Below are 23,410 nucleotides of genomic sequence, written 5' to 3'. Positions count from 1 at the left end.
CCTCCGGAACCGTCCCGGTCCGGACCCCCGTCCCCGGAATTCCCCCCCACCTCTCAGGGAGACCTCCATGAGCTCAGGCTTCAACCGCAGAGCCCTGATCCGCGGCGGCATCGGCGCCACCGCCGCCGCCGGTGTCGGCCTCGGCATCCCGCACCTCGCCTCGGCAGGCCAGTCCGACAAGGCGCCGACGCCGGCGAGGAAGGCGGCGGGCGCCAAGGCGGCACCCGAGCCGCGCATCCACAGCACCGCCGAGTGGGGCGCACGGCCGCCGAACGGCCAGATCGACATCCTGGACCGGACGCCGCTCCAGATCGTCGTCCACCACACCGCGGAGCCCGGCAACAGCGAGGACTACTCGCTGGAGCACGCGAAGAAGATCTGCCGCGACATCCAGAACTTCCACATGGACGGCAGAGGTTGGGGCGACAGCGGCCAGCAGTTCACCAACAGCCGCGGCGGCCACATCCTGGAAGGCCGCCACCACAGCCTCGATTCGGTGCGGGCCGGCAACAAGCACGTGGTGGGCGCCAACGTCGGCGGCCACAACAGCGATGTGATCGGCATCGAGAACGAGGGCATCTACGTCGACGTCGACGTGCCGCAGGCGCTCTGGGACTCGCTGGTCGACCTGGTCGCCTGGATCGCCGTGCGCTACAGCCGCCCGGTCAGCGACATCATGGGCCACCGCGACTTCAACTCCACCGAGTGCCCGGGCACCGTCCTCTACGGCAGGCTCCAGGAGCTGCGCGACGCCGTCGCGGGTGCGATCGGCGTGGCACGGGTGACCGCCCCCGACGTCTGGCCGCTGCTGCGCCCGGACGCCGTCAACGCCCAGGTGCGCGCGGCCCAGCACCTGCTGCGTGCCAAGGGGTTCAACGACGTCGGGACCACCGGTGTCTTCGACGCGGCGACCAAGCGGGCGGTCGTACGGCTGACCGAGACGCACAGCATTGAGCAGCACACCTGCTCCGCGGCGTACCACTCCACGACCGACGAGACGGGTTACCTCGGCTCGGACATCTGGCCGTTGATCACTCCGAAGGTCGCGCCCGGCGACAACAAGGACGTGGCCGCGGCGGTGGACACGATGCGCCGTGCCGGTTCGAAGCACACGCTCAGCGGCCGGGAGGCGCTCGGCAGCACGGACTGGAAGCGGCTGCTGGCCTGAGGCGAGCGGACGCCGGGGCCGGTGAACCGGCTTCTGTGAACGGCTGATCGGGGCCTGTGGTCAAGAACTGACCACAGGCCCCGACGCCTGTGCGGCAAGCGCCCGAACCGTCCACACGCTGTGGTCAACCCTTGACCACACGCGCCCGACTTCCCGCCGCTGAGCGGTCGTTGTCCACAGACGGGCGGTCCGCCCTCCGCAGCCGCCGCCCGCCGCCCACCGAGTCGCCGTCCGCCGTCCGGTCCACAGCTCCCGGCCGCTCGAAGAGGGGCCCGACAGCGGCAACACCCCGAACGGAAATCCGTTTCCGGACGTCAGCCTGCGTCCTCTCCCGGCCCTTCGTACGAGGGGTTCCGGTCGGACACTCACTGTGATGGGGTGGCGTCATCGGGCTTGCTCACGACGATGTGAGGGTGTGTCCATGACTGTCAGCAGCAGTGTCAACAGCGGTGTGACGGCGGAGTTCCGCGAGGCGCGGGACTTCCTGCTCCGGCATCGTGAGGACAGCGCGAGGGCCGCCGAGGAGTTCGCCTGGCCCCGCCCCGCGCACTTCAACTGGGCACTGGACTGGTTCGACCGGATCGCCGAGGGAAACGCGCGCACGGCGCTGCACCTCGTCGAGGAGGACGGCGCCGAGACCCGGATCAGCTTCGCAGCGATGTCCGCCCGCTCCGACCAGGTCGCGAACTGGCTGCGCGGGCGGGGAGTGGGACCGGGCGACCGCGTGCTCGTCATGCTGGGCAACCAGCTGGAGCTCTGGGAGACGATGCTCGCCGCGATCAAGCTGCGAGCCGTGCTGATCCCCTGTACTCCGCTGCTCGGCGCCCCCGACCTCACCGACCGGGTGCAGCGCGGCGAGGTGCGGCACGTGGTGGTGCGCGCCGCGGACACCGTCAAGTTCGACGAGGTACAGGGCAGTTACCAGCGCATCGTGGTCGGCGGCGCCCGGCCCGGCTGGGTCAACTACGCCAACTCCTACGCGGCGCCCACCGACTTCGCCCCGGAAGGCCCGACCCTGGCCGACGACACCCTGCTGCTCTACTTCACCTCCGGCACCACCGCACGCCCCAAGCTCGTCGAGCACACCCACGTCTCGTACCCGATCGGGCATCTGAGCACGATGTACGGGCTCGGCCTCCAGCCGGGCGACACCCACCTGAACATCTCCTCGCCGGGCTGGGCGAAGCACGCGTGGTCGAGCTTCTTCGCCCCGTGGAACGCCGAGGCGACGATCTTCGTGTACAACTACCACCGCTTCGTACCCGCCGCCCTGATGGCGCAGATGGACCGCTGCGGTGTCACCACCTTCTGCGCGCCGCCGACGGTCTGGCGCATGCTGATCCAGTCCGACCTCGGCCGGCTGCGCAAACCGCCGCGCGAGGCGATCGCGGCGGGCGAGCCGCTGAACCCGGAGGTCATCGAGACCGTCCGGGACGCCTGGGGAGTGACCGTCCGGGACGGGTTCGGCCAGACCGAGACGACGCTCCAGGTCGCCAACTGCCCCGCGCAGCCGCTCAAGAGCGGATCGATGGGGCGGCCGGTGCCGGGATACGCCGTCGAGCTCGTCGACCCGGTCAGCGGCAAGGCCGGGGTGGAGGAGGGCGAGATCTGCCTCGATCTCGCCCAGCGCCCGCTCGGCCTGATGACCGGCTACCACGGCGAACCGGCCCGCACCGAGGAGTCGATGCACGACGGCTACTACCACACCGGCGACATCGCCTCCCGCGACGCCGAGGGCTATCTGACCTACGTCGGAAGAGCCGACGACGTCTTCAAGTCCTCCGACTACAAGATCTCACCGTTCGAGCTGGAGAGCGCCCTGCTGGAGCACGAGGCGGTGGCCGAGGCGGCGGTCGTGCCCGCGCCCGACCCGCTGCGGCTGTCGGTGCCCAAGGCGTACGTCGTGCTCGCCGACGGCTGGCAGCCGGGGCCCGAGGCGGCGAGAGCGATCTTCGCGCACTCCCGGGAGCGGCTCGCGCCCTACAAGCGGGTACGGCGGCTGGAGTTCGCGCCGCTGCCGAAGACGGTCAGCGGCAAGATTCGCCGGGTGGAGCTGCGCGAGGCGACCGCGAACGGCGCGGCGGCGGAGTACGCGGAAGCCGACTTCCGCTGACCGCGCGAGTCCGGCACAGGCACGGGCACGGCGCTCAACGCCGCGGCACGGGCACGGGCACTCGCAGTGCAGACCCGACGGATCCCGGCCGCCTCTGCCCGCAAGCCGGACAGTGCCGTCACCTCCGCGCGGGACGACCCGCCCTGTCGTCTCTGCGCGGGACGATCGGCGCTCCGATCCGGTCGTCTCTGTGCGGGACGGTCGGGGGACGACCGGCAGTTCCGCGGGCCCTGCGTCGCCCAGCCGGTCCTCACGGGCCCGGATCACGCGGACCCAGGCGTCGCGCAAGCCGCTCGTCCCGCGGCGCCGGCGTCACGCGGGCCGGGCGTCACGGCGCCGGCGTCACGCGGGCCGGGCGGCACGCGGGCCGGGCGGCAAGTCGCCCCTGGGCCGCACGAGCCCGGCGGGCAGGTCAGCTCTCCGGCTGCGTCAGGTGGGAGAAGGCGTCCAGGTTGCGGGTGGACTCGCCGCGCGAGATCCGCCACTCGTACTCCTTGCGGATCGCCGATGCGAAGCCGAGCTCGAGGAGTGTGTTGAAGGGGGCGTCCGCGTTCTCCAGCACCGTGCCCAGGATGCGGTCGATCTCCTCGGCGGTGACCGCCGGGAGCGGCAGCCGCCCGACGAGGTAGATGTCGCCGAGCTTGTCGATGGCGTAACTCACGCCGTACAGCCGGGTGTTGTGCTCCAGGAGCCAGCGGTGGACAGCCGCGTGGTTCTCGTCGGGGCGCCGGATCACGAAGGCGTTCACCGACAGGGAGTGCCGGCCCACGATCAGGGAGCAGGTGGTGGAGAGCTTGCGGGTGCCGGGCAGCTTCGCGACGTAGTTCCCGGGCGACGGGGTCTCCCAGTCCAGCTCGGAGTCGTTCAGCGTCTCCTCGATGACAGCGGACGCCTTGGCAAGTGGGGTCTGCTCGGATACCTCAGACATGTACCGATCGTAGGTGACCGCCCCGCTCGGCGATGACGTCGGCGTACACGTCGAGGGTGCGGCGTGCCGCGGCGTCCCAGCCGAAGCCGCGGGCGTGCAGCGCGGCGGCGACGCCCATCCGTGCTGCCAGCTCGGGGTGGTCGTCGAAGCGCCGGAGCGCCCGCGCGTAGTCGGCCGGGTCGTGGCCGGATATCAGGAAGCCGCTCTCGCCCTGCCGCACCGCGACGGGCAGCCCGCCGACCTCCGCGGCGATCACCGGAGTGCCGGCCGCCTGCGCCTCTATCGCGACCAGGCCGAACGACTCGCTGTAGGAGGGCATCACCAACACGCTCGCCGCGCGGTACCAGTCGGCCAACTCCTCCTGGCCCACCGGCGGCCGGAAGCGCACCACATCGCAGATGCCGAGCCGGGCGGCGAGCTTGTGCAGCTCCTCGGGCTTCGCCAGCCCCGAACCGGAGGGGCCGCCGACCACGGGCACCACCAGACGCTCACGGAGCGCGGGCCGCTCGTCGAGCAGGATGCGCACCGCGTGCAGCAGCACGTCGGGGGCCTTCAACGGCTGGATACGACCGGCGAACAGCGGGATCAGGGCGTCCTGCGGAAGTCCCAGGCGGGCGCGGGCGGCGGCGGTGCCGTCGGCGGGACGGAAGCGGTCGAGGTTCACGCCCGGGTGGACGACGGCGGTGAGCGCCGGGTCGGCGTCGTAGTGGTGGACCAACTGGGCCGCTTCCTCGGCCGTGTTGGCGATCAGCCGGTCGGCGGCGTCGACGATCTGCGTCTCGCCGATGACCCGTGCCGCGGGCTCCGGGCGGTCACCGGCGGCGAGCGCGGCGTTCTTCACCTTCGCCATCGTGTGCATGGCGTGCACCAGCGGCACGCCCCAGCGCTGCGCGGCCAGCCAGCCGACGTGGCCGGAAAGCCAGTAGTGGGAGTGCACCAGGTCGTAGTGGCCGGGGCGGTGGCCGGCCCACGCCTGCATCACTCCGTGGGTGAAGGCGCAGAGCTGGGCGGGCAGCTCCTCCTTGGCCAGCCCTTCGTACGGGCCGGCGTCCACATGGCGCACGAGCACTCCGGGCGCGAGCTCCACGGTGGGCGGGAGCGCGCCGGTGGTCGCCCGGGTGAAGATCTCCACCTCGGTGCCCACGGCGGCCAGCTGCCGCGCCAGCTCGACGATGTAGACGTTCATACCGCCGGCATCGCCGGTGCCCGGCTGGTGCAGCGGCGAGGTGTGGACACTGAGCATCGCTATCCGGCGCACCCTGCTGGGCAGACCGAAGTGACGGCCGATCCGCGCTGCATACGAGCTCAAGCCCGGCACCTCCCCTTTCTCCGACCCGACCAACACGCCACACGCCGGCAATCTTCCCGATACAGCCATCGCGTTATCGAATCGTGACCATCACCCGGTCGGGCAGAGCGGCCCCACCGGAGTCCGGGCCGGGCGCGTACCGCCCGTCCGACCGCGGCCAGCGGTACACCCGGGCCGACGGGCGCGCCGTACGCTGGCCGGGTGACGGTACGGCGGGACGGGCGGGCGGGACGTCCCGAGGGGACGGCGACCCGGGGCACCACCAACCCCAACCGGCTGCGGCGGATGGACCGCTGGATCGCCGCCGTGCACGGCCCGGCCCTGCTGCGCGCCGCCGCGCCGCCGGTGGCCGTCGACCTCGGGTACGGCGCCGCCCCCTGGACCGCTGTCGAGCTGCGCGACCGGCTCCGGCGGGTGCGCGCGGACGTGCGGGTGGTCGGTGTGGAGATCGATCCGGCGCGCGTCGCCGCCGCGCAGCCGTACGCGGGCCGGGGGCTGGACTTCGTGCGCGGAGGCTTCGAGGTGCCGGTCGCCGGCGCACCCGCCCTCATCAGAGCGGCGAACGTGTTGCGGCAGTACGACGAGGAACAGGTCGGGCCGGTGTGGCGGCGGCTGTGCGACCGCCTCGCACCCGGCGGTCTGCTGGTCGAGGGCACCTGCGACGAGATCGGCCGCCGGCACGTGTGGGTCGCGCTTGACCGGTCCGGGCCGCGCACCGTGACCTTCGCCGCGCGCCTCGCCGAACTGGACCGCCCCTCCGACCTGGCCGAACGCCTCCCCAAGGCGCTCATCCACCGCAACGTGCCCGGCGAACCGGTGCACGCCTTCCTGCGGGACTTCGACCGCGCCTGGCTGGCCGCCGCCCCGTACGGCGCGCTCGGCGCCCGCCAGCGGTGGCTGCGCGCGGTCGGCGAGCTGGCCCGGACCTGGCCGATCACCGACCGTCCGAACAGATGGCGCCAGGGCGAGGCCACCGTCCGCTGGGACGCACTGTCCCCCCGCACCCCCGGCGACTGACCGCCGGGTGCTCGGGGGTGGCCGGCCCGACCGCCCGGCGGTCAGTCGCCGGGGGTGCGGGGGGACAGTGCGTCCCAGCGGACGGTGGCCTCGCCCTGGCGCCATCTGTTCGGACGGTCGGTGATCGGCCAGGTCCGGGCCAGCTCGCCGACCGCGCGCAGCCACCGCTGGCGGGCGCCGAGCGCGCCGCCGGGCTCGTACGTGCCGCCGGCTGTGTGCTGTGGCGTCGCACCGCGGGCGGGTTGGGTGTCGCGGACGGGCAGAGGGCCGGGTCGCGGACAGCCAGCCTCGCGAGCGGGTGGAGGGTTGGAGTCGCGGGGCCGCGAACGGTCGGGGCGAGGGCGGTCGGTCGGTTCGGCCTCGCGGGCGGCGTCCGGCGCGAGCCAACTCACCGCGTCCACCTCGTCGTTGGGTTCGAAGTGGCCTGACCTGAGGGATTGTCGTGAGGGCCTCGGCGAGCACGTCCGCGTCGCGGGCGCGGGTGAGCAGTGCGCGGGCGGCGTCCGGCGCGAGCCAACTCACCGCGTCCACCTCGTCGTTGGGTTCGAAGTGGCCTGACCGGGCCTCGGCCGCCCAGTAGTCGACCTGCTTGCGCCCACCGCCCGACGGGTAGCGGACGGTGGTGAGGGCGGCGCCCGGAACGCAGACCATGCCGGTCTCCTCGCGCACCTCGCGGATCGCCGCGTCCCGCGGTCGCTCGCCGCGTTCGAGCTTGCCCTTCGGGTGCGACCAGTCGTCCCACCTGGACCGGTGGACGAGGGCGATCTCCACTCCCCCGCCCGCGGTGCGACGCCACAGCACACAGCCGGCGGCACGTACGAGCCCGGCGGCGCGCTCGACCGCTGGTGCCGCGGAAGACGCCGTTTCAGCGGAAGACGACGGCCCGGCGGCAGGCATCGAACTCGCGGAAGGCGTCGGTGAGATCTCGGCCCGTTCCGGCATGGGCTGCACCTCCCTCTCTCACGTCGGCGGCCCGCCCGCGGAGCGGCCCGACCGCGCCCCGGCAGCCGCACCACACGCCCCTCGGGCCCGTACGGCTGCCGCCGGCACCGGCCCGCGAACCGCCGGACGCCTCCGACGGTTCACCGGTCGCCGGCGGGCGGCCAGGTGCGGCAGAAGGCCAGTCTGGCCGCTTCCACCTCGTGCCGCTGGTCGGCGTGGAGCACACCGAGCGCGTACGCGGTCGCCGGGGCGATCCGCGGGGTGCGCCCGGCCGCCGAGGCGGCGGCGGCGGCCTCGGCGGCGTCCCGGTGCCGGGTGAGGTGCCGGCCGACGAGTACGAGCGCGGCGTGCAGCGGAGTCGTGGAACCGGTGTCCGCGCCCGGTCCGGGGGCCGTCGGCCGGGGGCCCTCCAGCACTTCCAGCGCGTAACGGGTCTGGCGCGCGAGGTGCCGTACGTGGTGCCAGCCGGCGTCGTGACGGCCCTCGGTTCCGGTGAGGGTGTGCGCGAGGGCTTCCGGGCCGTGCGGCAGGGCGTCCACGGCCTCCGCGAAACGGCGGTGGGTGAGTTCGGCGAGCGGTCGCAGGGTCAGCGCGGCCGGCCGGTCGGCGGACTGCTCGTCCAGCGGGGCCTCCGAGGCGAGTACGGCGATCTCGTCGGCGACCGCGTGGAAGCGGCCCGAGCCGAGGGCCCGCAGCGCGGCGGAGTGGGCGCGGGTACGGGCGAGGGTGAGTTGGCGCTCCAGCAGCGCGCCGGCCTTCGCGGCGCCGACGCCCGGGCGGCCCGTACGCGCCTCGACGGAACCCGCGCTCTCGCCGTCCGGTCCGGCGGCCGGCGCGGAGAGCCGGTGGAGGGCCGTGAGCAACCGGTCCAGCCGGGCGGCGTACTCGTGCTCCTTGGCCAACACCTCCGCGAGCCAGCGCAGTTCGGCGCCGACGCGGTCGGACCAACCGGTGTCCAGCAGCGGCCGGAAGGTCTGGAGGGTGCCGCAGATCCTGCGGGCGGAGCGGCGCAGCAGCCGTACCGCCTCGGCGGCCTCCGCCGCGGTCTCGGCGCTGCCCGCCGCCTCGTCGTGCGCGCGCAGCCCGCGCAGCAACTCGCCCGCCCGCTCGTGCAGGTACCCGGCGAGCACCTCCCGGGTCGGCTGGGCCTCCCGGGTCGGCCGGACATCCGCGGCGGGATCGGCGCCCGCCCGTTGGAGCGGTGGGGCCGCCGGTGGACCTGTCGGGCGCTGTCCGGTGGCGGCGGGGGCGCGCGCCGCCCGCCGCTGGTCCGTCAGGTCATGTCGTGGGACCACGTCGGCGCCTCCGGGCGTCGATGAGCATTTCCTGGACGTTCTGAAGCGGCCGGCCCTCGGCGTCGTGGGCGTGCCTGGTCCAGTCGCCGTCCGGGCCCAGGTGCCAGGAGGCGGTGGAGTCGGCGACGCCGGTTTCCAGCAGCCGGTCGATTGCGGCGCGGTGCCCGGGGTCGGTGACCCGGACCAGCGCTTCGATCCTGCGGTCGAGATTGCGGTGCATCAGATCGGCGCTGCCGATCCAGATCTCCGGGTCGCCGCCCCCGCCGAAGGCGAATATCCGGGAGTGCTCCAGGAAGCGGCCGAGGATGCTGCGCACCCTGATGTTCTCGCTCAGGCCCGGGAGTTGGGGCCGTACCGCGCAGATGCCGCGCACCCAGATGTCGATCGGGACGCCTGCCTGCGAGGCGCGGTAGAGCGCGTCCACCACGGTCTCGTCGACGATCGAGTTGACCTTGAGGCGGATGTACGCCGGGTGGCCGGCCTGGTGGTGGGTGATCTCCTTGTGGATACGGGTCACCAGCCCGTCGCGCAGCGAGGTCGGGGCGACGAGCAGCCTGCGGTAGGTCTCGCGGCGGCTGTAGCCGGAGAGCCGGTTGAACAGGTCGGAGAGGTCGGCGCCGACCTGCTGGTCGGCGGTGAGCAGCCCCAGGTCCTCGTAGAGCCGGGCGGTCTTGGGGTGGTAGTTGCCGGTACCGACGTGGGCGTAACGGCGCAGCCCCTCGCCCTCCTGGCGGACCACCAGGGAGAGCTTGCAGTGCGTCTTCAGCCCCACGATTCCGTACACCACGTGGCAGCCGGACTCCTCCAGCTTGCGGGCCCACTTGATGTTGGCCTGCTCGTCGAAACGCGCCTTGATCTCCACCAGTACGAGGACCTGTTTGCCGGACTCGGCGGCGTCTATGAGGGCGTCGACGATCGGGGAGTCGCCGGAGGTGCGGTAGAGGGTCTGCTTGATGGCGAGCACGTCGGGATCGGCCGCCGCCTGCTCCAGGAAGGTCTGCACGGAGGTGGAGAAGGAGTCGTAGGGGTGGTGGAGGAGCACGTCGCGCTCCCGCAGCGCCGCGAAGATGTCGGGCGCCGAGGCCGACTCGACCTCGGCCAGATCGCGGTGGGTGCCGGCGATGAACCGCGGGTACCTGAGCTCCGGCAGCTCGATGGCTCGGACGATGCCCGAGAGGCCGGTGAGGTCCAGCGGCCCGGGCAGCGGATAGACCTCCGCCTCGGAGATCTTCAACTCCCGCACCAGCAGGTCGAGTACGTACGGGTCGATGGTCTCCTCGACCTCCAGGCGCACCGGCGGCCCGAAGCGGCGGCGCATCAGCTCCTTCTCCAGTGCCTGGAGCAGGTTCTCCGCGTCGTCCTCCTCGACTTCGAGGTCCTCGTTGCGGGTGACCCGGAACATGTGGTGCGCCAGCATCTCCATGCCGGGGAAGAGCTCTTCCAGATGCGCCGCGATCACGTCCTCCAGCGGCACGTACCGCTGCGGGGAGGCCTCCAGGAAGCGGGAGAGCAGCGGCGGCACCTTGACCCGGGCGAAGTGCTGGTGGCCGCTGAGCGGATTGCGGACGACGACGGCGAGGTTCAGCGAGAGCCCGGAGATGTAGGGGAAGGGGTGCGCCGGGTCGACCGCCAGCGGGGTGAGCACCGGGTAGATGCGCTGGCGGAAGAGGGTGAACAGGCGGGCCTGCTCCTTCTCCGTGAGGTCGTCCCAGCGGATCAGGTGGATGCCCTCCTCGCCGAGCGCGGGGGCGACGTCCTGCTGGTAGCAGGCGGCGTGCCGGGCCATCAGTTCGCGGGAGCGGGTCCAGATCAGCTCCAGCACCTCGCGCGGCTGGAGCCCGGAGGCGGACCGGGTGGCGACACCGGTGGCGATCCTGCGCTTGAGTCCGGCGACGCGGACCATGAAGAACTCGTCGAGGTTGCTGGCGAAGATGGCCAGGAAGTTCGCTCGTTCGAGCAGCGGTGTGGCGGGGTCCTCGGCCAGCTCCAGAACCCGCTCGTTGAAGGCGAGCCAGCTGCGTTCGCGGTCCAGGAAGCGGCCCGCCGGAAGCTGGTCGTCGCCCTCGCCGGTGTAGCTGTCGGGGTCGGAGTCCAGTCCCGCGTCCAGGTCGGCGACCAGCTCGGGTTCGGCGGCCACCGTCCTCGGTCGGGCCGCGGCGATCGAACCGACCGAGGGCTGACCCCTGCGATCACCTCCGGGCACCTCGACGGGCCGGACGCCGTCCGTATCAGCGGGCGAGGGCGTGCCCGTCCGGCTCCGACCGCTCTCGGCCTGCTTCTCGGACGGGTCCGGCGCTGAGGGCTGTGCGGGCTGCTGGCTCATACCGCCATTCTTCCGCGCGCGCCGCGAACCGGCCTCCCCCGCGGGAACGGGGGAGAGCTCGGCGCGGGAGGCGTCGGACGGCTGCATTCCGTGATGGTCGCAACCGAGTCTGAATCGGTGGTTACGTCGACATGGCCGTCAGGGGATGCGCGCGGGGCCGCTCGGGCGGCCGGGGTACGCGGTGCGGGCGGGCGGCCGGCGGCGCGCACCGCGGGCCCGCGTGTGCGTACGAGCGGGCCCGCGTGTGCGTACGAGCGGCGGTGCGTACGAGCGGCGGTGCGCCGGGGCGGGGTCAGCTCTCGGTGCGGTACATCAGGTCCACCTCGTGGGTGCGGAACCCGAGCCGCTCGTACACTCTCACCGCCGCGGCGTTGTCCGCGTCGACGTAGAGCATGGCGGTCGGCAGTCCGCGCGCGGCGAGGTGCCGCAGTCCGCTCAGGGTCAGCGCCCGGCCGAGGCCGCCGCCCTGTGCGCCCGGCACCACGCCGACCACGTAGACCTCGCCGAGCCCCTCGGCCGCGTGTTCCTTGGTCCAGTGGAAGCCGACGATCTCCCCCCGGCGCTCGGCGAGGAAGAAACCGGCCGGATCGAACCAGGGCTCCTCCTTGCGGGCGTCCAGATCGCGCCGGCCCAGCGAGCCCTGCTCGGGGTGGTGGGCGAAGGCGGCGGCGTTGGCGGCGAGCCATGCGGCGTCGTCCTTGCCGGGCACGAAGGTGCGGACGGTGACGTCCTCGGGGTACGACGGTTCGGCGAGCGAAGCGGAGTCCAACGGCATCCGCAGCTGCCGCAGTTCACGGAAGAGAGTGAGGCCGAGCGTCTGCGTCAGATGCCGGGCGGCGGCGTGGCCGCCGTGCGCCCAGATGCGCAGCCGGCGTCCGGAACTCTCCAGCAGCGCCTTGCCGAGCGCTCTGCCGAAGCCCTGTCCGCGGTGCTCGGGATGGACGACGAACTCGCCCACGGGTGCCTCCACCGGGTCCGCGTCCTCGAGCTGGCCGTACCCCACGAGTCGTCCGCCCGAGCGCAGCAGATGGTGCGAGACGCCCTCCCTCGGCCCGCCCCGCAGCTGGAGCCTGCCCTGCTCGGAGACGGCGGGCTGGCCGTCGACTCGCGCGGCCCCGTCGATGAGGGCCAGTGCCTCGTCGACGATGCTCTCGGACACCTGGTCCACCACCACAACGTCACTCATGGAGACGAGCCTACGGCGCACCGTCCCGATACCCAGTGGTTACCGCGAGCCCCCTGACGCGCTACGCGCGTTGACCGTAGGCTCGGTCCGCCCGACCACGGTCCGGGCTGCCCAACTCCCACTCCCACAAGGGGTAAAGACGACATGCCCACTCCTACCGACCGTCGGCGGAGAGTCAGGATCGGCGTCGCGGCGACCGGCATCGTGACGGTGGCCGCGCTGGGCGCCGCCGCCCTGCCCGCGTACGCCGGCTCCGACGAGGCCTCCGGCGGCAAGCCGGGCCACGGCCGCACCGTCGACCTCCAGATGCTCGCCATCAACGATTTCCACGGCGCGCTCGAACCGCCGGAGGGCTCCGGCGGGCAGGTGACGCACGAGCACGAGGACGGCACCACCGAGCAGATCGACGCCGGCGGGGTGGAGTACCTGGCGACCGCGCTGCGCAAGGCCCGCAAGGGGCAGGACCGTTCGGTGACGGTGGCGGCGGGTGACATGGTCGGCGCCAGCCCCATGCTGTCGGGCATCTTCCACGACGAGCCGACCATCGAGGCGCTCAACAAGCTCAAGCTGGACGTCGCGGGAGTGGGCAACCACGAGTTCGACGAGGGCGCCGAGGAGCTCAAGCGCAAGCAGAACGGCGGCTGCCACGAGGAGGACGGCTGCTACAACGACGGCAGCGAGTTCGGCGGTGCCGACTTCCCCTTCCTCGCCGCCAACGTGGTCGACGAGAAGACCAAGAAGCCGCTGCTGCGCCCGTACACCGTCCGCAAGATGAAGGGCGCCAAGGTCGGCTTCATCGGGGTGACGCTCAAGGGCACCGCGGGCATCGTCGCGCCGGACGGCATCAAGGGACTGGAGTTCCTCGACGAGGCGGAGACCCTCAGCAAGTACACCGAGGAGCTGCGCCGCAAGGGCGTCAAGGCGGTCGTCGCGCTGGTGCACGAGGGCGGATTCCCCTCCTCCCCCGCGTACAACCACGACTGCGACTCCGGCGGCGACGGGCTCAGCGGGCCGATCGTCGACATCGCGAAGAAGACCGACGCCGGCGTGGACGCGCTGGTCACCGGCCACACCCACGAGGCGTACGTCTGCTCGGTGCCCGACCCGGAGGGCAACGACCGGATGGTCACCTCCGCGGCCTCCAACGGCCGGCTCTTCACCGAGCTGAACATGGAGTACGACCGCAAGACCCGCGACATCGTGCGCACTTCGGTCGAGGGCGTGAACAAGGTCGTCGACCGCGAGCAGAGCAGGGCCGAGGACCTGAGCCGGCTCATCAAGAGCTGGGACAAGCTGGCCGCGCCCATCGCCAACCGTCCGATCGGGCACATCTCCGAGGACATCACCCAGGACCGCACCGCGCCCGAGTCGCCGCTGGGCGACCTGATCGCCGACTCGCAGCTGGCGTACGCCAAGACCGAGGACGACAGCGCGGAGCTGGCCCTGATGAACCCGGGCGGTATCCGCACCGACCTGGTGCACAAGGCGTCCGGCGACGAGGGCGACGGAGTGGTGACGTACGGCGAGGCCTTCGAGGTGCAGCCGTTCGCCAACACCGTGGACCTGGTGGACCTCACCGGTGAGCAGCTGCTGAAGGTGCTGCGCGAGCAGGTCGGCGGGGACAACGCGGAGGTGCCGAAGATCCTTCAGGTCTCGGACGGCGTGACGTACACCCTGGACCTCACCAGGTCCGGCGAGGACCGGATCGTCGCCGACACCGTGAAGATCAACGGCGAGGCGCTGGAGGCGGACCGCACCTACCGGGTCGCCGTCAACTCGTTCCTGGCCTCCGGCGGTGACGGCTTCCCGACCCTCGCCGAGGGCGGCAACCACCACGTCGGATCCGTCGACCGGGACACCCTGGAGACGTATCTGACGGAGAACTCCTCCGAGGCGGAGCCGCTGGCCGCGCCCGCCGCGGACCGCATCACCGTGGTGGAGTAGCCGCCCGTCGCCGACGGCCGATCGGTACGCCGACGGCCGATCGGTACCTGCGCCGAGGTCCGGCTCTCCCCCGCGGAGAGCCGGACCTCGGCGCGTCCGGGCGGGTGTGCGCGGGGCGCCGCGCACGGGGCCGGCGTGCGCGCCCGCGGGGTACGGGCCGCGTGCGGGCCGGCGTGCGCGGGCTGCGGCGTACCAGCCGGGCCGGGTCCGGCGGGGCGTCAGGCCGGGTAGGGGCGGGAGGCGCGGGCGTCGCGCAGCGCCGAGCCCCACCAGTCGAGTTGCGCCAGCAGCCCCTTGGCGGCAGCGGCACTGCCCTCGGAGTCCACGGGTTCGCCGTCCTCGCCGAAGACCTCCCAGACGTTGTGGAAACTGACGGCGTCCCGGACCGTGGTCGCGTGCATCTCCGGGAAGATCTGGCGCAGTTGCTCGGCGGCGCGGATGCCGCCGCTCTGACCGCCGTAGGAGACCAGCCCGACGGGCTTGGCCCGCCACTCCTCCCGGAACCAGTCGACGGTGTTCTTCAGCGCGGCCGGGAAGCTGTGGTTGTACTCGGGCGTGACGACCACGAACGCGTCGGCGGCGCCGAGGTGTTCGGCGAGCGCCCTGCGGTTCCGGCCGGACTGCGGGTCGACGGCGCCGCCCGGGCCGGGCATGACCAGCGGCAGCGCGTTCTCGGCGAGGTCGACCGTCTCCACCTCGAAGCGTCCGTGCCGCTCGGCCTCGCGTGCGAACCAGCGCGAGACGGTCGCCCCGAAACGCCCCTCCCGCACGCTGCCGATGATCACTGCGAGGCGCAGTCTGTCGTCCTTCATGGCTGTCTCCCGAGGTCGTCGTTTGCCGGCGAGGATGTGCCGGAGCGGGCGTGCCCGGCACCGATGTGCCGACGACAACGAGGCTCGTACTTCAAGTTAAGTTGAAGTCAAGTTATGCTGGGAGGCATGACCCCCGTCTCCTGGAAAACCCGCGAACTCACGGTCGGCCAGGTCGCCGAACGCAGTGGGGTCGCCACCTCCGCGCTGCGCTTCTACGAGAAGAACGGCCTGATCCACAGCACCCGCACCTCCGGCAACCAGCGCCGCTACCACCGCGACACCCTGCGCCGGGTCGCCTTCATCCGGGCCTCCCAGCGGGTGGGCATCACGCTGGAGAAGATCCGCGGCGCGCTGGAGCTGCTGCCGGAGAACCGCACCCCCACCCCGTCGGACTGGCAACGCCTCTCCGAGTGCTGGCGCGAGGACCTGAACGCCCGCATCAGGGAGCTGGAGGAGCTGCGGGACGATCTGACGGACTGCATCGGCTGCGGTTGTCTCTCGCTCTCCGCCTGCGCGCTCGCCAACCCGCACGACGTGGCGGCCGAGCAGGGCCCCGGGCCCGCCCGCCACCTCACCGGCGACGGCTGCTGCCCCTGAGCCGAACACGCGCACCGCACGCCGCACCGCCCTACGCCGCCCTACGCCGCCGTACGCCGCCGTACGCCGCCGGGCGGCCGGTTCAGCTCCCCGGTGCGCCGTCCGGCGCCTCCTCGGGCGGCGGGGCGGGGGCGCCGGGCAGGCTGAGCAGCGCCCTGGTGCCGCCGCTGTCGGCGCCGCGAAGCTCCACCGTGCCGCCCGCCCGCCGTGCCGCCCGCGCCACGATCGACAGCCCGAGCCCCGAGCCGGGCAGACCGCGCGCGGACGGCGAACGCCAGAACCGGTCGAAGACGTACGGCAGTTCCTCGGCCGGGACGCCCGGCCCGTGGTCGCGCACCTCCAGCGTGCCACCGGCCAGCGACACCGCGACCGCACCGCCGGCCGGGCTGAACTTCACCGCGTTGTCCAGCAGGTTGACCACCGCACGCTCCAGCGTGGCCGGTTCGGCGCGTACGTACCAGGGGGCCAGCTCGCTGGTCAGGGTGATGCCGGTGCCGCGCAACCGGGCGCGCTCCACGGCGCGTTCGGCCGCCTCGTGCAGGGCGATGACTTCCAGCGCGCCCTGCGCGGGCATCGCCTCGGGACGGCTCAGTTCCTGCAAGTCCTTGATGAGCAACGAGAGTTCGGCCATCTGCGCCTTCACGGAGCCGAGCAGCTCCGCGCGTTCGCCGTCCGGCAGACGCCGCCCGGACTCCTCGCTGCGGACCAGCAGATCGATGTTCATCCGCATCGAGGTCAGCGGGGTGCGCAGCTCGTGGCCCGCGTCGGCGATCAGCTGCTGCTGAAGCTCCCGGGACGAAGCCAGCGCCGCGGTCAGTGAGTTGAACGAGCGGGAGAGCCGGGCGATCTCGTCGTCGCCCTCGACCGGGATGCGCACCGCCAGGTCCTCGGTGCGCGCCACGTGTTCGACGGTCTGCGCCAGCCGGTCCACCGGACGCAACCCGGCGGCGGCGAGCGCCACTCCGCAGGCGGCGGCGCCCAACACCCCGGCTGCGGCGACCAGTCCGAGCACCAGCGCGAGCCGGTCCAGCGACTCCTCGACCTCGGTGAGCGGGCGGGCCACCGTCATGGCCGCGTCCGTGCCCTCCAGCGGGAGGGTGAGCACCCGGTGCTCGATCCCGTTCTTCCCCCTCGCATTGTGCAGCGACTCGGCCAACTCGCCGCGGGCGACCGCGACATCGTCCTCGGAGACCGCCACCTGGTCCCGGCCGAAGACGATGCAGTCGGTGCCGTTGCGGTCGACGATCTGCACGGTGGAGTCGAAGGGGTTCGGCACCGCGGCGCGCTCCTCGGACGGCACCGCCGTACAACCGCCCGCCTTGACCTGCTCGACCACCAGTGCGGGCGGCACCCGGTTGTCGCGGAGCGCGTCGTCCAGCGAGCCGTAGAGCTGGCCGCGCACCAGCAGCCAGGCCGAGAGCGCACAGGCCGCCACCGCGCAGGCCACCACCACCGCCGTGAGCAGCGCCAGCCGCGAACGCAGCGGCATCGCGGCGAGCCGGCCCCTCACCGCGCCCGTCCCGGCGGCTCACGCAGTACGTAGCCGACGCCGCGCACGGTGTGCACCAGCCGCGGCTCGCCGGCCGCTTCGGTCTTGCGGCGCAGGTACATCACGTACACATCCAGGGAGTTGGAGCTGGGCTCGTAGTCGAAGCCCCACACGTCGTGCAGGATCTGCTCACGGGTGAGCACCTGCCGGGGGTGGCCGAGGAGCAGTTCGAGCAGGGTGTGCTCGGTGCGGGTCAGCTGCACCGGCCGGTCGCCCCGGTGGACTTCCCGGGTGGCCAGGTTCATGCGCAGATCGTCGAAGGCGAGCACCGGTTCCGGCGGCGCGGCCGGGCCCTGTCCGCGCTCGGGCTCACCGCCCGGGTACGCCCCCCGCCGCAGCAGGGCGCGCACCCGGGCGAGCAGCTCGTCCAGCTCGAAGGGCTTGACGAGGTAGTCGTCGGCGCCCGCGTCCAGGCCGCTGACCCGGTCCCCGACGGTGTCGCGCGCGGTGAGCATCAGGATCGGTACGCGTTCGCCGCGCGCCCGCAGCCGGCGGGCGACGGTGAGTCCGTCCATCCGGGGCATCTGCACGTCCAGCACGATCAGTTCGGGCGGCTCGGAGGCGCTGTCGAGGACGTCCAGGGCGTCGAGCCCGTCGACGGCCGTCTGCGTCCGGTACCCCTCGAAGCCGAGGCTGCGGCGCAGCGCGTCCCGTACGGCGGGCTCGTCGTCGACGATCAGGACTGTCATGGTCGTCGAGTCTGCCATCGCGACCGCGGGGGAGCGGCGCGGTGACGGTTCACAGCCCGATGCGGTCGAAGCGGTCGAGGCCGCTGCCGTCCTGGCCGCCGCTGTCGCTGCCCTTGTCCTCGGCGCCCTTGCCCGCGCGCAGCTCGGGGAGGATCTTCTTGATGTCGTTGATCGGGATGGCGAAGCCCAGGCCGACGCTGCCGGGCTTGCCGGAGGCCGAACTGTTGTCGTAGATCGCCGTGTTGATGCCGATCACCGCGCCGCCGAGATCGGCGAGCGCACCGCCGGAGTTGCCCGGGTTGATCGAGGCGTCGGTCTGGATGGCCTTGTACGTGGTGGTGTCCCCGTCGCCCTGACCGCCCTGGCCTCGCTGCCCCTGGCCTCCTTGGCCCTGACCGTCCCGGCCCGGACCGCCCTCCCCCGGGCCGAGGCCGAACGGCCAGTCCGGGCCGCCCTGTTCCTGCTCCTGCTCCTGCTCCTGCTGCCGGCGCTGCTCGCCGCCGCTCTTCGGAGTGGTCACCTCGCGTTCGAGGGCCGAGACGATGCCGCTGGTCACCGAGCCGGTGAGGCCGTTGGGCGAACCGATCGCCACCACCTGGTCGCCGACGCCCACCGCGTCGGAGTCGCCGAGCTGCGCGGGCTTCAGCCCGCTGACGCCCTCGACCTTCAGCAGTGCGGTGTCCAGATCGGCGTCCGTGCCCACCACTTCGGCGGTCGCCTTCTCGCCGTCGCTGAAACGCACCCGGATCTCGTCGGCCCCGTCGACGACGTGGTTGTTGGTCAGGATCTCGCCGTCCTTGGAGATCACCACACCGGAACCGGTCGAGCTGCCCGCCTTGATCTCCACCGCGCTGGGCGCGAGTAGTTTGGCCGCGCTCGCCACGGTGCCCTCGGAGGAAGCGTTGCGTGCGTGGGCCGCGCCGGCGGCGGAGTCGCCCCGCTCGCCGCCCCACTGCTGGCCCACCAGCGCGCCCGCGCCGCCACCGACGACCGCCGCGACCAGCGCCGCGGCGGCGACCAGCGCCACCGGCCTACGTACGCGCCGCCGGTCCCCCGCCCCCGTCGTCCGCTGCGCGCCCGGCTCCGCAGACGCGCCCGCCTCGGGGTACGCGCCCGCCTCGGGGTACGCAACCGCCTCCGGCTGCCCGGCCGTGTCGGCGAACGGCGGACCGGCGGGACGCGGCGGTACACCCGGACGGTTGTGGCTCTGCCCCTGCTGCTCACCCTGGAATTCGCTCATGAACCAGACTGTCCCCGGCCCGGATGAGAATCTCCTGAGACGGTCCTTAAGCCTCCACTGCAATTCCGGGAGCCGTCCAACTCCCGTTGCTCTCAAGCGGGTTGACGGGGCGTTCGGCAGCACACGGGTGAAGGCGCGCTGTTCTCGCGCCTCCGCCCGGGGACCGGCTCGACTCCCGGCCGAACGGGCCTACTTGAAGAAGGCGATGCCGTCGTCCGGCAGGTCCGCGATGTCCTTGGCCCAGGTCGACGGGTCAACCGTCTTCTTCAGGTGCGCGGACATGTACGGGCGCATCGGCACCTCGGGGGTGGCCTTCTCGCCGACCCACATCAGGTCGCTCTTCACATAGCCGTAGAGCCGCTTGCCGCCGCTGTACTCGCCGGCGGAGGCGAGCCGTGCGACGGCGTCCGTGGCGAGGTCGATCTGCGGCTTGCCCTCGGCGAGCTGCCCGTACCAGACCTCGACGACGCCCCGGTCGCGGACCATCACGATCTCGATCTGACGGTTCTCGCGCACGTGCCAGAAGCCGGACTCCGACTCCAGCGGGCGGACCTTCTCGCCCTTCTCGTCAAGCACCCAGCTGTGCGAGACGTACTCCAGGAAGGGGCGGCCGTCGTGACTGAAGGTGACCTCCTGCCCGAAGTTGCACTTCTCCTCACCGGGGAAGTCGGCAACGCCCGCACCCGTCCAGTCACCGAGCAGGAAGACGAGGGGTACGAGGTCGGGGTGCAGGTCGGACGGAATCTCGATCATGGAGAATCAGGCGCTCTGTCTGTGCGGGGACGGCGGTCTGTACGGGTGCTGCGGTCGCTGGTGCTGCCGGGTGCCGGGAGGGCTCCCGGTCAGCGCTGGCCCTGGTAGAGCTTCTTGACGGTCAGGGCGGTGAAGGCGAGGGTGCCGACGGCTACCAGGACCATCAGGAAAATGAAGAATGCCTCTAGCACGGCTGCGCTCCTTGCGAGGTTGGCACGCCCCGGGCGATCGGGACGCCACGGGACGGACGGGCACGTCGATTCTAGTCGGCGCGCCCCGCGGCGGCGCTGAGAGGTCCGGCACGGTGCCCCGCACCGGCGTACGACCGCGCACTACGGTGGTTGCCCATGACAGACAGCGCGCAGAATCAGAGACTCGTGATCAAGGTGACGGCCGGAACGGACGCGCCCGAACGCTGCTCGCAGGCGTTCACCGTGGCGGCGGTGGCCGCGGCGAGCGGAGTGGAGGTCTCGCTCTGGCTGACCGGCGAGTCGGCCTGGTTCGCCCTGCCCGGCGGGGCGGCGGAGTTCGAGCTCCCGCACGCCGCACCGCTGGCCGACCTGATCGACGCGGTCCTCGCCGGCGGGCGGATCACCCTGTGCACCCAGTGTGCGGCCCGCCGGGACATCGAGGAGAAGGACCTGCTGGAGGGCGTGCGGATCGCCGGCGCCCAGGTGCTCGTCAGCGAGATCATGGAGCCGGGCACCCAGGCCCTCGTCTACTGAGCAGCACGCCCCCGCGTACGCGTGCAGCACCGCGGGGCGCGCACACGGGTGCGCGAGATTCGTGCACGGGCGTGCGAGAAGGGCCGCACCCCCTGGCGTCCAACCCGGGGATGCGGCCCTTCTCCGTGCAGCCTCACCGCGCGTGCGTCACACGGCGATGGCGACCTCCGTCAGCCCACCGGTCTCGGCGACGACCTCGCGGTCGGCCGTACCGCCGGGGACCAGGGCACGCAGTGTCCAGGTGCCCTCGGCCGCGTAGAAGCGGAACTGGCCGGTCGCGGAGGTCGGGACCTCGGCGGTGAACTCGCCGGTCGAGTCCAGGAGGCGTACGTAACCGGTGACGGGCTCGCCGCCCTTGGTCACGCTGCCCTGGATCGTGGTCTCGCCGGGCTTGATGGTGGAGGCGTCGGGGCCGCCTGCCTGTGCTCCGCACATGGGGATGTTTCCTTTCGAACCGTCAGGTCTCGACTACCCTGGGGCCAGGGCTGGTTGACGCACTCAATCGTTGGCGCCGAGCTCGATCGGCACCCCGATGAGGGAGCCGTACTCGGTCCAGGAACCGTCGTAGTTCTTGACGTTCTCCTGGCCCAGCAGCTCGTGCAGGACGAACCAGGAGTGGGCCGAGCGCTCGCCGATGCGGCAGTACGCGATGGTGTCCTTGCCCAGGTCGACGCCCTCGGCCTCGTACAGCTCCTTGAGCTGCTCGTCGGTCTTGAAGGTGCCGTCGTCGTTGGCCGACTTCGACCACGGGATGTTGCGCGCGGTCGGCACGTGGCCGGGGCGCTGCGACTGCTCCTGCGGCAGGTGGGCCGGGGCGAGCAGCTTGCCGCTGAACTCGTCGGGCGACCGCACGTCGACCAGGTTCTGCTCGCCGATCGCCTTGACGACGTCGTCGCGGAAGGCGCGGATGGCGAGGTTCTGCGGCTTGGCGCTGTACTGGGTGGCCGCACGCTCCGGCACCTCGGTCACCAGGTCGCGGGAGTCCAGCTCCCACTTCTTGCGACCGCCGTCGAGGAGCTTGACGTCCTCGTGGCCGTAGAGCTTGAAGTACCAGTAGGCGTACGAGGCGAACCAGTTGTTGTTGCCGCCGTACAGGACGACCGTGTGGTCGTTCCCGATGCCTTTGGCGGAGAGCAGCTTCTCGAAGCCCTCCTGGTCCACGAAGTCGCGCCGGACCGGGTCCTGGAGGTCATCGCGCCAGTCGATGCGAACGGCGTTCCTGATGTGGTTCTTCTCGTAGGCCGAGGTGTCCTCGTCGACCTCGACGAGCACCACCTTCGGGTCGTCGATGCGGGCCTCGACCCAGTCGGCGTCCACCAGGACGTCACTGCGGCTCATGGGATCTCCTCCGGAGCGGGGTGCGGTGGATGGTGTGCGTACGTCGGATCACCGCTCGTGTTCGGCGGCGCCCACGGAACGCACGGCGCTGTGCGGCGCGGAAGTCGATGGGTTTCGGGGCGGCACACCGGTGCCCGGTGCGCGCGGAGCGTCCGGCAGCCGAACTCCCCCGCTGACGGCCGGCGGGGCCGTCAGACGGTGGGGCGACAGAGCATGGCGGCGATACGGCACAGATCAACTGCCCGTCGCTTCGTGAGGTCCGCCTGTCGCTTCATGCCCTCGATCGTAAGGATGGCTGCGCCATGTGTCACCGACGTTCCGCATGTCGAGACGCGATTGCCTGGAATATGGGACAGGGACCCGTTTCCGGAGTCCCCCGCGCGGGCCCCGACCGGGCGTTCGGAGGCGTACGCCCGGCCCGTGATCGGGGGATTCCAGATTCTGGACACCGTCTCACAGACAGAGCGGCGGGCAGAGGCCCGACGGGCAAGGGCACCGATGACAAGGACCGGGTCGGCTGCACCGAGAAGGGCAAGCAGGGCAACCTCGCCGGGACCTGCAAGGTGCGCTCGCACAAGTGGCTCACCAAGTGCTGTCCGGCTGAGCGCGAGGGCCCCGGCACGACCGGCCGGGGCCCGCACGCGTTTCCGGGCGGCTGACCGCGACGGCCGTCCGGTGGCGGCGGCCCGGACCGGGGCGGGGCGCCAACTGCCGTGCTACTCCGTGACGTTGACCTTCTCGCCGGAGAAGGTGATCTCCACGCCCTGCTTGGTGGCCCGTACGCCGTTCAACTCGACCCCGGCAGGGAGGCCGTTGATCTTCCTCGTGTAGTCGATCTTCTTGCGCACGATGTCCTCGATGCCGGGCAGGTCGGAGCCCGGAATGGCGTCCGCGTGCAGGCGTACGGTGTCGCCGTTCTCCACGCTGACGGTGCTGGTCGTGGACCGCTCCACCTCCCGCCCCACCAGCGGCAGTTCGATGCTGCCGGTCACCTTGACCTTGGCCTCGCCCTCCTCGGCCGCGCCGCCCCAGCTCACGGTGACGCCCTCCTCGGCGGCGGCCGAGAGGTCCTCGTACGTCAGGTACGCGGTGCCCTCCGCGGTGCGGGCGACGCCACTGGAGAAGTTCCCGCCCACCTCGATGTTCCGGGCCCGAAGCTCGAACTCGCTGACCCGCAGGGCCTTCTCGCCGTCGCTGGTGGTCACCCCGGTGAGCTTGGCCTCCACATCGTCCAGCTCCTTGGTGGCGACCTGTGTGAGGAACGGGAAGCCGTTGATGCTCACCTGCGCCTCCGACGCCCCCTGCGAGGCCTTCAGCTTCTCCGCGAGCCGGTCCTCGACGAGGCCGACGGAGATCCGGTCCGCGCCGACGAACAGCCCGCCGAACACCAGCAGCACGATCAGTGTGATCCGCAGCGCTCGCATTGCCGTCTTCCCATCCCCCAGCCACAGCGGGCCGTGATCATCGACATCGGCCGGCGTT

Annotated in this window: 18 protein-coding genes and 3 pseudogenes; 6 read left to right on the top strand and 15 right to left on the bottom strand. The window is 72.1% G+C overall.

The window, feature by feature from the left end; translation table 11 throughout:
- Window positions 1–67 precede the first annotated feature (67 nt).
- Both JGS22_RS11355 and JGS22_RS11350 read left to right on the top strand, forming a co-directional pair.
- The gene (locus tag JGS22_RS11355) at window positions 68–1,168 is read left to right on the top strand and encodes a peptidoglycan recognition protein family protein (RefSeq protein WP_211040004.1); all 1,101 of its coding nucleotides are present in this window, start codon (window positions 68–70) and stop codon (window positions 1,166–1,168) included.
- 421 nt (window positions 1,169–1,589) lie between these two features.
- Window positions 1,590–3,281 (top strand): AMP-binding protein, encoded by a 1,692-nt coding sequence (locus JGS22_RS11350; RefSeq protein WP_211040003.1) that lies wholly within the window; start codon window positions 1,590–1,592, stop codon window positions 3,279–3,281.
- Window positions 3,282–3,693: 412 nt separating this feature from the next.
- Here JGS22_RS11350 and JGS22_RS11345 read toward each other — a convergent pair whose 3' ends face one another.
- Window positions 3,694–4,209, bottom strand: a complete 516-nt coding sequence (locus tag JGS22_RS11345; protein WP_211040002.1) for a type III secretion system chaperone family protein — start codon at window positions 4,207–4,209, stop codon at window positions 3,694–3,696.
- Window positions 4,202–5,518: a D-inositol-3-phosphate glycosyltransferase gene (gene mshA / locus JGS22_RS11340; RefSeq protein WP_236073123.1), complete on the bottom strand. Its 1,317-nt coding sequence runs from the start codon at window positions 5,516–5,518 to the stop codon at window positions 4,202–4,204. Before mshA ends, JGS22_RS11345 begins: the two co-directional genes overlap by 8 nt.
- A 285-nt stretch (window positions 5,519–5,803) precedes the next feature.
- On the opposite strand from mshA, the gene JGS22_RS11335 reads away from it, so the two are divergent.
- Complete coding sequence (locus JGS22_RS11335) at window positions 5,804–6,535, top strand: class I SAM-dependent methyltransferase (protein WP_211043832.1); 732 nt, start codon at window positions 5,804–5,806, stop codon at window positions 6,533–6,535.
- A 41-nt stretch (window positions 6,536–6,576) separates the two neighbouring features.
- Here the strand turns inward: JGS22_RS11335 and JGS22_RS26260 are convergent.
- The 5 genes and pseudogenes from JGS22_RS26260 to mshD form a co-directional block, all read right to left on the bottom strand.
- Window positions 6,577–6,729: pseudogene (locus JGS22_RS26260) on the bottom strand (class I SAM-dependent methyltransferase); the annotation flags it as partial.
- 241 nt (window positions 6,730–6,970) lie between these two features.
- Window positions 6,971–7,432 (bottom strand): annotated as a pseudogene (locus tag JGS22_RS11325) (NUDIX hydrolase); the annotation flags it as partial.
- Between the two features lie 185 nt (window positions 7,433–7,617).
- Window positions 7,618–8,772: a CHAD domain-containing protein gene (locus JGS22_RS11320; RefSeq protein WP_308405617.1), complete on the bottom strand. Its 1,155-nt coding sequence runs from the start codon at window positions 8,770–8,772 to the stop codon at window positions 7,618–7,620.
- Entirely contained in the window at window positions 8,756–11,095 is a 2,340-nt protein-coding gene (locus JGS22_RS11315; RefSeq protein WP_211040319.1) for an RNA degradosome polyphosphate kinase, read from the bottom strand. Before JGS22_RS11315 ends, JGS22_RS11320 begins: the two co-directional genes overlap by 17 nt.
- A 319-nt stretch (window positions 11,096–11,414) precedes the next feature.
- Window positions 11,415–12,281 (bottom strand): annotated as a pseudogene (gene mshD / locus JGS22_RS11310) (mycothiol synthase); the annotation flags it as partial.
- Between the two features lie 144 nt (window positions 12,282–12,425).
- Here mshD and JGS22_RS11305 point away from each other — a divergent pair.
- Window positions 12,426–14,225, top strand: a complete 1,800-nt coding sequence (locus tag JGS22_RS11305; RefSeq protein ID WP_211040317.1) for a bifunctional metallophosphatase/5'-nucleotidase — start codon at window positions 12,426–12,428, stop codon at window positions 14,223–14,225.
- A gap of 218 nt (window positions 14,226–14,443) precedes the next feature.
- Here JGS22_RS11305 and JGS22_RS11300 read toward each other — a convergent pair whose 3' ends face one another.
- Window positions 14,444–15,037 carry an NADPH-dependent FMN reductase gene (locus JGS22_RS11300; RefSeq protein ID WP_211040316.1) on the bottom strand — a complete coding sequence of 198 codons (594 nt, stop codon included), beginning with the start codon at window positions 15,035–15,037 and terminating at the stop codon, window positions 14,444–14,446.
- Window positions 15,038–15,163: 126 nt separating this feature from the next.
- Between JGS22_RS11300 and soxR the strand changes: the two genes are divergently transcribed.
- On the top strand, window positions 15,164–15,634 hold the full coding sequence (soxR, locus tag JGS22_RS11295; protein ID WP_211040315.1) for a redox-sensitive transcriptional activator SoxR: 471 nt from the start codon (window positions 15,164–15,166) through the stop codon (window positions 15,632–15,634).
- 82 nt (window positions 15,635–15,716) lie between these two features.
- On the opposite strand, the gene JGS22_RS11290 is transcribed toward soxR, so the two are convergent.
- The 4 genes from JGS22_RS11290 to JGS22_RS11275 all read right to left on the bottom strand — a co-directional run bounded on the left by JGS22_RS11290 (window position 15,717) and on the right by JGS22_RS11275 (window position 19,865).
- Complete coding sequence (locus JGS22_RS11290) at window positions 15,717–17,144, bottom strand: HAMP domain-containing sensor histidine kinase (protein WP_372454231.1); 1,428 nt, start codon at window positions 17,142–17,144, stop codon at window positions 15,717–15,719.
- Window positions 17,141–17,872, bottom strand: coding sequence for a response regulator transcription factor (locus tag JGS22_RS11285; RefSeq protein WP_308405616.1), 732 nt, complete (start codon window positions 17,870–17,872; stop codon window positions 17,141–17,143). Before JGS22_RS11285 ends, JGS22_RS11290 begins: the two co-directional genes overlap by 4 nt.
- Before the next feature lie 49 nt (window positions 17,873–17,921).
- Window positions 17,922–19,112, bottom strand: a complete 1,191-nt coding sequence (locus JGS22_RS11280) for a S1C family serine protease (RefSeq protein WP_211040313.1) — start codon at window positions 19,110–19,112, stop codon at window positions 17,922–17,924.
- A gap of 189 nt (window positions 19,113–19,301) precedes the next feature.
- On the bottom strand, window positions 19,302–19,865 hold the full coding sequence (locus JGS22_RS11275) for a heme-binding beta-barrel domain-containing protein (RefSeq protein WP_211040312.1): 564 nt from the start codon (window positions 19,863–19,865) through the stop codon (window positions 19,302–19,304).
- A 347-nt stretch (window positions 19,866–20,212) separates the two neighbouring features.
- Here JGS22_RS11275 and JGS22_RS11270 point away from each other — a divergent pair, with 347 nt between their 5' ends.
- Window positions 20,213–20,590 (top strand): DsrE family protein, encoded by a 378-nt coding sequence (locus JGS22_RS11270; protein ID WP_211040311.1) that lies wholly within the window; start codon window positions 20,213–20,215, stop codon window positions 20,588–20,590.
- Window positions 20,591–20,737: 147 nt separating this feature from the next.
- Here the strand turns inward: JGS22_RS11270 and JGS22_RS11265 are convergent, their stop codons facing one another.
- From JGS22_RS11265 to JGS22_RS11255, 3 genes are all read right to left on the bottom strand, one after another.
- Window positions 20,738–21,025, bottom strand: a complete 288-nt coding sequence (locus JGS22_RS11265; RefSeq protein WP_211040310.1) for a DUF1416 domain-containing protein — start codon at window positions 21,023–21,025, stop codon at window positions 20,738–20,740.
- Window positions 21,026–21,088: 63 nt separating this feature from the next.
- Entirely contained in the window at window positions 21,089–21,928 is an 840-nt protein-coding gene (locus JGS22_RS11260; protein ID WP_211040309.1) for a sulfurtransferase, read from the bottom strand.
- Between the two features lie 716 nt (window positions 21,929–22,644).
- A complete protein-coding gene (locus JGS22_RS11255; protein WP_211040308.1) occupies window positions 22,645–23,352 on the bottom strand; it encodes an LmeA family phospholipid-binding protein in 708 nt (235 codons plus the stop codon).
- Between the last annotated feature and the right edge of the window lie 58 nt (window positions 23,353–23,410).

Source organism: Streptomyces tardus (assembly GCF_018101125.2).
GTDB lineage: Bacteria > Actinomycetota > Actinomycetes > Streptomycetales > Streptomycetaceae > Streptomyces > Streptomyces tardus.
This window is presented reverse-complemented; position numbering and strand designations above follow the sequence as displayed.

What these genes read in the sequence shown, in the direction of transcription:
- soxR (WP_211040315.1), top strand. Translation starts at nt 15,164, where the DNA reads ATGACCCCCGTCTCCTGGAAAACCCGCGAACTCACGGTCGGCCAGGTC.
- JGS22_RS11270 (WP_211040311.1), top strand. Translation starts at nt 20,213, where the DNA reads ATGACAGACAGCGCGCAGAATCAGAGACTCGTGATCAAGGTGACGGCC.
- JGS22_RS11285 (WP_308405616.1), bottom strand. Translation starts at nt 17,872, where the DNA reads ATGACAGTCCTGATCGTCGACGACGAGCCCGCCGTACGGGACGCGCTG.
- JGS22_RS11255 (WP_211040308.1), bottom strand. Translation starts at nt 23,352, where the DNA reads ATGCGAGCGCTGCGGATCACACTGATCGTGCTGCTGGTGTTCGGCGGG.
- JGS22_RS11315 (WP_211040319.1), bottom strand. Translation starts at nt 11,095, where the DNA reads ATGAGCCAGCAGCCCGCACAGCCCTCAGCGCCGGACCCGTCCGAGAAG.
- JGS22_RS11280 (WP_211040313.1), bottom strand. Translation starts at nt 19,112, where the DNA reads ATGAGCGAATTCCAGGGTGAGCAGCAGGGGCAGAGCCACAACCGTCCG.
- JGS22_RS11260 (WP_211040309.1), bottom strand. Translation starts at nt 21,928, where the DNA reads ATGAGCCGCAGTGACGTCCTGGTGGACGCCGACTGGGTCGAGGCCCGC.
- JGS22_RS11300 (WP_211040316.1), bottom strand. Translation starts at nt 15,037, where the DNA reads ATGAAGGACGACAGACTGCGCCTCGCAGTGATCATCGGCAGCGTGCGG.
- JGS22_RS11305 (WP_211040317.1), top strand. Translation starts at nt 12,426, where the DNA reads ATGCCCACTCCTACCGACCGTCGGCGGAGAGTCAGGATCGGCGTCGCG.
- JGS22_RS11275 (WP_211040312.1), bottom strand. Translation starts at nt 19,865, where the DNA reads ATGATCGAGATTCCGTCCGACCTGCACCCCGACCTCGTACCCCTCGTC.
- JGS22_RS11355 (WP_211040004.1), top strand. Translation starts at nt 68, where the DNA reads ATGAGCTCAGGCTTCAACCGCAGAGCCCTGATCCGCGGCGGCATCGGC.
- JGS22_RS11335 (WP_211043832.1), top strand. Translation starts at nt 5,804, where the DNA reads ATGGACCGCTGGATCGCCGCCGTGCACGGCCCGGCCCTGCTGCGCGCC.
- JGS22_RS11345 (WP_211040002.1), bottom strand. Translation starts at nt 4,209, where the DNA reads ATGTCTGAGGTATCCGAGCAGACCCCACTTGCCAAGGCGTCCGCTGTC.
- JGS22_RS11350 (WP_211040003.1), top strand. Translation starts at nt 1,590, where the DNA reads ATGACTGTCAGCAGCAGTGTCAACAGCGGTGTGACGGCGGAGTTCCGC.
- JGS22_RS11265 (WP_211040310.1), bottom strand. Translation starts at nt 21,025, where the DNA reads ATGTGCGGAGCACAGGCAGGCGGCCCCGACGCCTCCACCATCAAGCCC.